Origin of the sequence: Flavobacterium sp., assembly GCF_013822155.1 — a bacterium.
Lineage (GTDB): Bacteria > Bacteroidota > Bacteroidia > Flavobacteriales > Flavobacteriaceae > Flavobacterium.
Genome location: NZ_PNJW01000038.1, coordinates 20544 through 30979, shown reverse-complemented (window position 1 = coordinate 30979; position 10436 = coordinate 20544). Strand labels below are relative to the sequence as shown.

Here is a 10436-nt window from a genome sequence, read left to right as displayed (position 1 = left end):
GTGGTTTTGCAAAATTTGGGCTTTAAGGCAAAATATTAATGTTAGTTATATTTTTGTAAACTTAAACTTAAATTGATACTTTTGGAAATACCAATCCCCAAACTTCGCAAAGCCACGGGACGTTTGAGAAAAAGTCTCCGCCTTTTCTCAAACAAGTGGGAAATATACAAGACTGAGGATGAAAGAAAAAATGTAAATTATTCGAGTGGCAAAATTAAAATTGTAAATTAGCACGCAGAGAATAACTCTCAATGTTAGCTAAAATGGAAGAAACAACATTAATAGAAATAAACAGTAAAGTCTTGATTTGGGCCCGAGAATCTCTAGCTATTACTCGTAATCAAGTTTCGGAAAAAATTAATATTTCTGCAAAGCGATTAATACAATTGGAAGAAGGCGAAAAGTTTCCTACTCTAAAAGAATTAAAAGAGTTTTCAAAACTATACAAACGAACAATAGCTACACTTTTATTATCACAACCCCCGAAGGAAAAACCTATACCAACCGACAGACGAACAATTAATTCATTGGAAATGGGAAGTTTTCATGAAAAAACTATCATGGCTGTTAGAAAAGCTCGTGCATTAGCTCAATCATATATTGAACTAAAAAATGAACTAAATGAAGATATTCCTAAACTAAATTTTAGTTCGTCAATTGATGAAAATCCTCAATTAATTGCTGCCAAAGTCAGAAATTCATTAAAGCTAGAAGATATTCGAGAAATATCTAGTTCTACTCAAGCTCTAGAAATCTATATTCAAAGAGTTGAATCTATGGGAATTAGTGTATATCAGTTGATGCTTTCGCAAGATGAAATTCGTGGTTTTACTGTTCTTGATGAATCTATTCCGATAATTGGTATAAAAAGAAATGACCCGGCAACTGCTAAAACTTTTACACTTTTTCATGAACTTGGACATGTACTTTTAAATGTAGATGGCTTATGTGATTTATCTGAAAGAACTAATATTGAAATTGAGAAATGGTGTAATGCATTCTCTGCAGAAATTCTCATTCCAGTTTCTGAATTGTTAGAAATGAAGGTTGTAATTGAGCAAAAACTTCAAGGAAATAAAATTTGGACTAAAAAAGATTTAATTGAACTAGCAAATTATTTCCATGTTGGACCACTAGCCATTTTACGGAGTTTACTTGAGAATAAACTTACTACTGTTGCATATTATAACGAAAGACATATCGCATGGAATAAGCCACAATTTGGTAGATCTAAAACTCCAGAAGGTCGCAACATTGCGAAAGAAACTATTAAAGAAAAGGGGAAAAACTATATTTCTTTAGCTTTTTCTGCTTTTGATCAAAACCGAATTGATTTAAAAGACTTATCTGATTTTTTAGGTGTTAAGTTATCTTATATTCCAAAAACAAGACAATTACTTAATATTTAAAAAATGCAATTAGATTTTAATCAATTTGAAAAAAACTATTTGATTGATACAAGTGCATTAATAATACTTGAATCAACTTTTAAATATGATAACCCTGTATTTAAAGCAATTTGGGAAGAAATCGAAGATTTGATTGGAAAAGGATGTTTTAAAACTATTGATTTTGTTGAAGAAGAAATTAATAGTTATGAAGGCAAGGAAGATTTCTTAAAAAAATGGGTACATAAATGGCGTAAATATCTTGTAGTTGATACCGATGCAGGAAGTATAAATGCAGCTCGACCAATAATTAATAGTGAATATAGCTCAGGTTTTTTTGACATGAAAAAACAAGCGGAAGGAAAAGAGGAAGCCGATCCTTACTTAATTGCTTATTGTAAAGTTCACAATTGCATATTGATTACAAATGAAAGTAAAACTAAGCATAATAAAATTCCTGCTATTTCAAAAAAGTATGATGTAAAATGCATAGATATCAATGATTTTTTAATTGATCGAAGCATGAGAATGGAACGAAAAAAATAATGCCTACTGCCTACACATGATATAACTTATGGCTTATTTTTTGATAAATTGTTTATTTCTTTTACCTAATTTCGCTATCTCCTAATAGAGAAAACTCATTTCCCAAGCTGCCACTTGCTCAAGTATGTAAACTTTGCAGCCAGACGCATTAACCCACTACCAAGAAAAACAATGAAAAATTATTTACTCCTTCTTTTGGTTCTTAGTTTATTGATTTCCTGTACTTCCTCTAAAACGTATTATGAAACCGGTGAATTGAAAGCGAAAGGAAGTGTGGCTCATCACTTAAAAAATGGTACCTGGAACTATTATTATAAGAATGGAACACTTTATCAAACCGGCTCCTTTAAAAATGACAAAGAGCACGGACTCTGGAAAATTTATCATGAAAATGAAACATTGTGGCAAACAGGAGCCTTTAAAGAAGGCAAACAAGACGGTGAATGGCAATTTTTTCATGATAACGGCAATAAAGAAGGAATTGGCAGTTTATCCTCCGGTAAAATGATTGGGAAGTGGTTTTGGTATCATACCAATGGTACTCTTTATACGGAAAGACATTATGAAGACGGAAAACTCATGGAAGTTATATCTTGTTTTGACGGAAATGGAACCGCTTTAGCAAAAGGAACTTTAAAACATGGAAACGGAACCTTAAATTCCTATGCTATAACCGGAAATTTGACAGACGTTCAAATTTATGAAAATGGTGAAATTAAAAAATAAGAGGTGTTGATTGTTAGTGTTTCCATAGGCTTGGAAAGCCAACCAAGAAATAACCAAGTAGTTAAACAAGTGGGAATTTTTATAGCCCGTTATTTGTTCAATAATTAATAAAAATGATGAGAAGATTATTCTTTGCAACGATTCTACTCTTTTTGAGTAGTTCTACCAACACAGTTGCTCAAACGAATACTACGTTGCAACAACAAGTACAAGCGATTGTTTCCGGCAAAAATGCCCTCGTAGGGATTGAAATTGTTGGTCCTGACGGGAAGGCTATCGTTTCCTTGAATAATGAGCAACACTACCCTATGCAAAGTGTGTTTAAATTTCATATTGCCCTAGTGGTTTTATCTGAAATTGATAAAGGAAAATTAGCGTTAGACCAGCCAATCAAGATTCAAAAGGAAGAGTTACTACCCGGTTTATATAGCCCTTTGCGAGAGAAATACCCAAATGGAGGAACACTCCCCCTTTCAAAGATTCTAAGTTACACGGTTTCATTAAGCGACAATGTGGGATGTGACGTATTGTTGCGACTCGTTGGTGGCCCCAACGTAGTGGAAGACTATTTTAAAAAAAATATAGGCCACACTATTTCCATCAAATTAAATGAAGAACAGCAGCAGGGGGATTGGGAATTACAATTTCAAAATTGGACAACACCTCAAGCGGCAAACCAAACGTTAGCCTCCTTTTATTACAATAAGCCCCAACTTCTTTCTAAAAAGAGTCATGACTTCCTTTGGCAATTAATGCGAGAAACAGAAACAGGCCCGCGAAGAATAAAAGGACTTTTGCCTAAGAATACCGTTGTTGCCCACAAAACGGGAACGTCAGGAGTAAACAAAAAAGGGATGATGGCAGCAGTAAACGATATTGGAGTTGTCTTTTTGCCGAATGGGAAGCCCTTTTTTATCAGTGTTTTTGTGACTAATACAACCGAAAATGAGGCCACTAATGAAAAAATAATTGCGGCTATCGCAAAAGCGGCTTGGGATCATTTTACTAAGAAGGCGGAGTGAAGCTGTTTTCAAAAGGAATTTTCAATTGTAGATGGAACGGCAAAAATCCTTTACCTATGAAATATATCTCAAACCCAATCGACACAGTCAATTTGAATTAGAATGAAAAGTATCTTTACAAACAAATCAGTCCAACCAACGGAACAGGAGTTAGAACAAGCACTCGGTAGCACCTTCCCGCTTTGGCAAGCCCTTATCAACTACACCAAAACACGATATCCCGAACCCGTTCAGGAATGGAATTATTCCGGCGATAAATACGGATGGAGTTTTCGTTTAAAAGACACCAAAAGAGTCATTGTTTACCTCCTTCCACGCGACAAATTCTTTAAAGTAGCCCTCGTTTTCGGACAAAAAGCCACCGATAAAATCCTCGAAAGCTCCCTTTCCGAAGCCATCAAAACCGAACTCGCCGCTGCTAAACCCTATGCCGAAGGCCGAGGCATCCGCATTGACGTTTGCAACAACGCCATCCTCCCCGACCTCGAACAATTAATCGCCATCAAAATACAAGGCTAAACAGAAACGCACCCTCACGACCCTTCTCCGCCCCTATTTTCTAAAAAACAAAAAACCTGCACAGTGGCAGGTTCTTCTTATCGTTAGGTTTCTTTATAATTTATAAATATAGCTCTCTCCCGGTTGAATGGAAAGCTTAAATTTTCCAACCCCGTTACTGATTTTCAGTTCAGACTGGCTGTTTCCATACAGTTGGTCTTTCAAAACAAAGGTGCCGTCCTTCAAATTCATCTTTTTCACCACGTCAGCCGGCACAGTCACCTCACAATTCACCGCCGTGTTTTGATTAAAGTTGGTTACGATAACCAATTTTTCCTTTTCATTCCAACGCACAAACGAGTACAACCCGAAATCATACCCCAAGTTTGCCCCCAGGTTCTCCTCCTGAAGCGATAGAAACTCACCCATCAAGGCATCGCTCTTAATCGTAAAGTTCAATAGCCGTTTATAAAAGTCCCGCAGCTCTTTCTCTTCGGGTTTCAATTGACCGCCATCAAATTTTCCGCCGTTCATCCAACGTTGGTGATGCGGCACACCCACATAGTCAAAGATGGACGTTCTGGAGTGCTTGCCGAAACCGGCATCGAGAGCACCCGGTTCACCAACTTCCTGACCGAAGTAAATCATCGTCGGTGAGGAACTAATGGTTGCTGAAACCACCATTAAAGGCTTTCCTTTCTTGGCATCGCCTGCAAATTCAGGGCTTGCCAGTCGTTGTTCATCGTGATTATCTAAAAAGTGCAACATGTTATGTTCGATATCCTTCAAGTCTTCCTGAATTCCCGTTAGATGTTGCGGAAGTCCACGCCCTTGCACAATGTTTTTCAACGTATCATACAACTGCACTTTGTCATATAAGTAATCCATCTTGCCTAAATGCAAGTAATTTCTATACTCATTCGGATTATATACTTCTGCTAATAAGAAAGCCTTTGGGTTTTTCATCTTCACGGCAGAGTTCATGTAGCTCCAAAACTCTACGGGCACCATTTCTGCCATGTCATAGCGAAAACCATCTACTCCTTTAGCAGTCCAATACAACGCGATGTCTCGAAACTTCACCCACGACGACGGAACGCTTTTATCTTTCCAAAACTCATAATGAGCTTTATAGTCTTTCTTTTCAAATCCGTCCGGCAACGCAGGAAAATCTTTTGTTCCATCTGGTTTCACACCGTAGTTAATCTTAACGGTTTCATACCAATCGTTGATGTCCGGTTTCGCTAAACGAGAACCGTTGCCCGTCCACTTCGCCGGGATTTCTTCAAACTTTCCATCCGATAAGGCATGCTTTTCGCCACCCAATGGTTTATAATTTCCATCTGTTGGCACTTCAAATTTAGAATTCGGAATGTAATAGAAGTTGTTATCGCGTTTATATTCGACGGTTTTATCGTCATCTGCACCAAAGTCTCTCACGCCTTTCGGGTTTGATTTCCCTTCATATTTGCGGGCAATGTGATTTGGCACAATGTCAATCACTACTTTCAGTCCCTGTTTGTGTGTGCGTTTAATCAAGGCTTCAAACTCTTGTAACCGCTTTGCCGGGTCAACGGCCAAGTCAGGATTGACGTTGTAGTAATCCTTCACGGCATAGGGCGAACCTGCTCTTCCCTTCACCACATCCGGATCATCGTTAGAGATGCCGTATTTTGTATAATCGTTTACCAAAGCATGGTGTGGAACGCCGGTATACCAAACGTGTGTAACCCCAAGGTCTTTGATTTCTTTTAATGCTTTGTCGGTGAAATCATTAAATTTCCCGACGCCGTTTTCTTCCAAGGTTCCCCAAGGTTTATTGGTGGTGTTTTGGTTCCCGAATAAGCGGGTGAATACTTGATAAACGACGATTTTCTTTTCAGTAAGGGTGTCGGAAGAGTCTGTTTGGGCTTGCATATTTTTTTGTTGACAAGAGAGGGCTGAAAATAGTAGAATACTACTCACAACCGGAATGATTTTATTACTCATGGTAGGGTGAACTTTACGTGGTGCTAAGTTACAAAAAGAATTATTTATTTAATAGAAAGAATTGCAAAGAAAGAATCCCGTTTTGTGCGGGAAGCACAACACAGGATTCTGGCAGTAAAACAATAATTAAATGTGGGTATTAACCTGTGCGAATACCTATTGATTTCCCAATATAATTGGCATTCCGTCTTTACCGGAACCAATGACAATTACTTTTGCATTCGCTGATTTAGACAATTCGATGGTTGCCTGAATGCCTTTTTCCTGTAAAATCTTATCGGTGAGCGAGGCACTTAAAATTTGATTGGCTCGTGCTTTCCCTTCCGCTTCAATTCGTTGACGTTCCGATTCTTTTTGGGCTTTTTCTAAACGAAATTCATACTCCAAACTTTCTTGCTCTTGTTTTAATTTAGTTTCTATCGCCGTTTTGATCGTTGGTGGCAAAGTCACATCCCGCACCAAAATTTCATTCAACTGAATGTATTGATTTGCCAGTATTTTTTTTGTCTCATGAAATATTTCATCTTGAATGGCATCTCGTTTCGTAGAATACAATTGCTCCGGTGTATATCTTCCCACCACACTTCGAGCCGCAGAACGAATAGCAGGACGAATCACACGTTCGATGTAGTTTTCGCCTTTCTCTTGGTGCAATTTCCCTGTAAATTCATATTGTGGATGAAACCAAGCCGTTGCATCTAATTTAATTTCCAATCCATTAGAAGACAACACCTGCATTTGTTCAGACAATTCCTGTTGACGCACTTCATACACAAACACTTTATTCCACGGAGCTACGACATGAAAACCTTCTCCCAACGGAGGTTCGTTCGTCACGACTCCCCCATCAAAGGTTTTATAAAGCACCCCCGCCTGTCCGGATTCGATGGTAACAGTTGATTTAAAGATAAAAATGATTAAAAAGATAACCCCAATAATCATTGGAATTAATTTCAGGTTGAATTCTTTGTTCATGAAATTTATTTGTTTGCCTTAAAGATACGAAAGGAAATTCATATCGAAAAAGGAAATTAATCGTCATCATTTTCGCGTTCTTTTTTATTAGAATCTTTGGTTATATAGTTCAAAGCCTCTTTACCATCCATTTGAATGTCGTTTTCATTGGCACTTTTGTGACATTTAGTACAATTAGTAAAATTAGAGATTCCTTCTTCAAGGTGTTCGTTTCTAATATTACTTTGTGTATGCTCATGACAACCATAACAAGTGTATGTTTTAAAATCAGTTGTTTGATGACACGTCGCACAATTTGTATTATGGTCTTTGTCTAAAATAAAATACTTATCATGATTGAAAGTAGACGGTTTCCATTTCGTTAAACTGTGGCAAGAAAGACAATTATTTGAAGAATTCGTGTGCAAATTATCTTTAGGTGATTGATGACAAGCCACACAATTGTTTCTGGATTTCACATTAATCAAATCATGGTTAAAATTTGAAATAGTTTTCCAATTGTTTGTTGTATGACAACTCACGCAAGAATTTGAAACCTGGTTATGTAAATCATTTTTAGGTTGAGCATGACAACTAACGCAGGAGTTTCTGTCTTTTTCGTTTAATAATTGATGTTCGAATTTATTTAAAGCCAATTTAATATTCAATCCCTTGTGGTCAGAGTGGCACGAAATACAAGATTGGTTTTGCATCTTTTGATGAAACTGAACGGTGCTTTTTTTATCTATTTCATTTATCTTATGACAGGAAATGCAACTTTCATTTGGGGTGCCTGCAAATGGTTTATGACATGCCAAACAATCATTTTGTAACTCATTGTGAGCTTGATAAAGTTCACCGGGAGAAACCATTTCATGTGGAAAAACCATTACTAAAGTAAGGATTACAATAGTTATTACCGCAAATATATTTATCTTTCTCATCAGTGAAAAAGTGTTACAGTAATAATATGCAGCAATGAAAGTAAACCCAGAAAGTAAGTTATTGGCAAATGAATTTCTCTCCATTTTTTCATCGTATTCATGCTTGTAGTATCCCAAAATATTTTTCTTGCTACTTCCTCTTCTGTCATTCCAGAACGTTTCAGGATTAGTTTTCTTTCTCTCATCGTTTGATTCGCTTGAGCCAAAAGATGTTTACCTACTAAACCACTGGCCACATTGATAAGCAGCATTAAAATTGCCAGCCAAGGCAAAATAGCGTTAATGTGAATACCGGCATGAACCAAAATCATGATTGAACCTGATAAAGCCAAGTATTCATGATAATCAAGGAGGATTTTTGGCGTGAATATTTTGATTTTACCTCTTTTGTTTAAAGAATACAAAAAAGAAGTTAAAATAGTTAGTGTTCCTAAATAACCTAAATACTTACCGATGAAGACAATATCAAAAAAATGCAAAATAACATCAATAAAAATTGCTCCAAAAATCAAGGTAGAATACCAAACCAAAAAAGGGATGATGTCTTTAAATACAATTCCATTTTTCATAATAAGTTTTATAAAATAAAAATCCAAAATTGAATCAAGTTGTTTAAATCAATTTTGGATAGAATTTATTATTTGTTTTTATATTATTAATTAATCGTCATCTTCATTCCCCTCTTCACTCCCATTCTTTCCATCTTGATTAGCTGCTGCATCATTTTGATTCACGCCGGCAGTAGTTGCATTAGCTCTAATTTCCGTATGACGAATTTCGCCACCGGTAGTTCCTGTTTGTTGAGCGAGAAAAACTGCCACCGCAGCGATAACAACAGCCAAGTAGGAAACAAATTTTTCGTTTGAATTCTTAACGAAATTTAAGAACAACCCCACTAATGAAATTGCCCCTAAGGCATAGAGTACTAAGGCTAATTTTTCTGCCATTTCTTCGTGTTCATGAATTATTTGGTCGGTTACATCCGGAAGCTTTTCAGCAATTTCCTCTGCCCCTTCTCCTGTTCCCATGCTAAAAGCGGCAAATGTAGCGGCCACTACAAAAAGTACATAGGCAACGTTTTTAGTTGCGGTATTTTTAAAAATTAATGCGGCAATCAAAATGCCTAGTCCAAAAATCGTCCCGATAATTGGAAAGTGGTTAACCACCATGTGTAAATGGGCGTCGTTCATTATTATATTGTTTAAAGGTTTAAGGTCGTTTAAAAGTTTAAAGTTGTTTAAAGTGGTCTGTTTAATTGGCAATATCAAAAACACCTTTGGTTAGTATTTTTGAAGTAGCATTTATTAATTTGTTCGGCATGATTTCGACATATTGTTCTGATTTTTCTCCAACAGTCACGGCAATTTTTTGGAAAACATAACCATTTTCTTCCTTGGTTAAGACCAGTAAAAAACTAGTTTCTCCCTCTGTTACCAATGCCTCTGAAGGAACTGCCATTCCTTTTTTGGAATTCACAATAATCTCGGCTTCCACAAACATTCCGGTGAGTAATCGATGCTTTGTTTGGTCGTCTAAATGGCCATGCACTTTGATGGTTCTGTCATTGCCTTCAATTGATTTTCCTACCAAAACGACATTTGCTTTAAACACTTCTTTAGAAGCTTCAGGCACCTTAAACTGAATGGTTTGCCCTTCTTTTACTTGCAAAATATCTTTTTCAAACACGGCTAACTCAACATGCAAATGATTGGTGTCTACAATTTCTAAAATCACATCTGCGGGTGCCATAAACATTCCTACTGTTGCGTTCATGACAGTGACATCTCCTGAAATGGGAGCAAAAACAGTAATGACAGAGGTAAAGTTTCCTTTTTCAACCTGAGCCGGATTGATGTTGAGCAATCTTAATTTTTCTTTCAAGCCTAGGTATATTCCTTTGGTTCTACGGTAATCACTTTCGGCTTTTAAGTAATTTTTTTGCGAAGTAATTTTTTCATCAAACAAGGTTTTCTGGCGGTCGTATTCTGATTTCAAATAATTGATTTGTTCCGCCACTTCCAAATAGTCTTTTTGAATGTCAATGTATTCGCTGTTTTCCAATGTTAATAAAGCTTGTCCTTTAGTCACTTTATCCCCAACCATTAATTTGGTTGCCTTGACATATCCGCCTAAAAAAGTATTTACCTTGGCTCTGTTTAGAGGTGGAACATCGATTTTGCCGGTAGTTTTTACAGTGACGTTAAAATCCTGTTCGGTTAATGAACTCAATTCCATGGCTGAGGAGGAAAACTGTTCTTTTGTTAGGGTAATCTGCCCGTCATCGGGTGTTGTTATTTCTTCTGACACCTCCTTTTTACAGGATAAAAGTGTAGTTAAAAGGACTAAGGTATATACTATTTTTTTCATGT

Annotated in this window: 11 protein-coding genes; 5 read left to right on the top strand and 6 right to left on the bottom strand. The window is 36.7% G+C overall.

Going from position 1 to position 10436, the window contains the following annotated elements:
• Window positions 1-251 precede the first annotated feature (251 nt).
• The 5 genes from C0512_RS10270 to C0512_RS10250 all read left to right on the top strand — a co-directional run bounded on the left by C0512_RS10270 (window position 252) and on the right by C0512_RS10250 (window position 4201).
• Window positions 252-1409 carry an ImmA/IrrE family metallo-endopeptidase gene (locus C0512_RS10270; protein WP_290861224.1) on the top strand — a complete coding sequence of 386 codons (1158 nt, stop codon included), beginning with the start codon at window positions 252-254 and terminating at the stop codon, window positions 1407-1409.
• A gap of 3 nt (window positions 1410-1412) precedes the next feature.
• The gene (locus C0512_RS10265; RefSeq protein ID WP_290861222.1) at window positions 1413-1934 is read left to right on the top strand and encodes a DUF4411 family protein; all 522 of its coding nucleotides are present in this window, start codon (window positions 1413-1415) and stop codon (window positions 1932-1934) included.
• A 171-nt stretch (window positions 1935-2105) separates the two neighbouring features.
• The gene (locus tag C0512_RS10260) at window positions 2106-2660 is read left to right on the top strand and encodes a hypothetical protein (protein WP_290861220.1); all 555 of its coding nucleotides are present in this window, start codon (window positions 2106-2108) and stop codon (window positions 2658-2660) included.
• Window positions 2661-2776: 116 nt separating this feature from the next.
• Window positions 2777-3682, top strand: coding sequence for a class A beta-lactamase, subclass A2 (gene bla, locus C0512_RS10255; protein ID WP_290861218.1), 906 nt, complete (start codon window positions 2777-2779; stop codon window positions 3680-3682).
• A 102-nt stretch (window positions 3683-3784) separates the two neighbouring features.
• Window positions 3785-4201, top strand: a complete 417-nt coding sequence (locus tag C0512_RS10250) for a DUF3788 domain-containing protein (RefSeq protein WP_290861216.1) — start codon at window positions 3785-3787, stop codon at window positions 4199-4201.
• A gap of 93 nt (window positions 4202-4294) precedes the next feature.
• Here C0512_RS10250 and C0512_RS10245 read toward each other — a convergent pair whose 3' ends face one another.
• The 6 genes from C0512_RS10245 to C0512_RS10220 form a co-directional block, all read right to left on the bottom strand.
• The gene (locus C0512_RS10245; protein ID WP_290861215.1) at window positions 4295-6169 is read right to left on the bottom strand and encodes an alpha-amylase family protein; all 1875 of its coding nucleotides are present in this window, start codon (window positions 6167-6169) and stop codon (window positions 4295-4297) included.
• Between the two features lie 156 nt (window positions 6170-6325).
• A complete protein-coding gene (locus C0512_RS10240; protein ID WP_290861214.1) occupies window positions 6326-7144 on the bottom strand; it encodes a prohibitin family protein in 819 nt (272 codons plus the stop codon).
• A gap of 56 nt (window positions 7145-7200) precedes the next feature.
• Entirely contained in the window at window positions 7201-8067 is an 867-nt protein-coding gene (locus C0512_RS10235; RefSeq protein WP_290861213.1) for a cytochrome c3 family protein, read from the bottom strand.
• Window positions 8067-8636: a hypothetical protein gene (locus tag C0512_RS10230; RefSeq protein ID WP_290861212.1), complete on the bottom strand. Its 570-nt coding sequence runs from the start codon at window positions 8634-8636 to the stop codon at window positions 8067-8069. The genes C0512_RS10235 and C0512_RS10230 overlap by 1 nt, the downstream gene beginning before the upstream one ends.
• Window positions 8637-8726: 90 nt before the next feature.
• A complete protein-coding gene (locus C0512_RS10225) occupies window positions 8727-9257 on the bottom strand; it encodes a hypothetical protein (protein WP_290861211.1) in 531 nt (176 codons plus the stop codon).
• Between the two features lie 61 nt (window positions 9258-9318).
• Entirely contained in the window at window positions 9319-10434 is a 1116-nt protein-coding gene (locus tag C0512_RS10220; RefSeq protein ID WP_290861210.1) for an efflux RND transporter periplasmic adaptor subunit, read from the bottom strand.
• Window positions 10435-10436 lie beyond the last annotated feature (2 nt).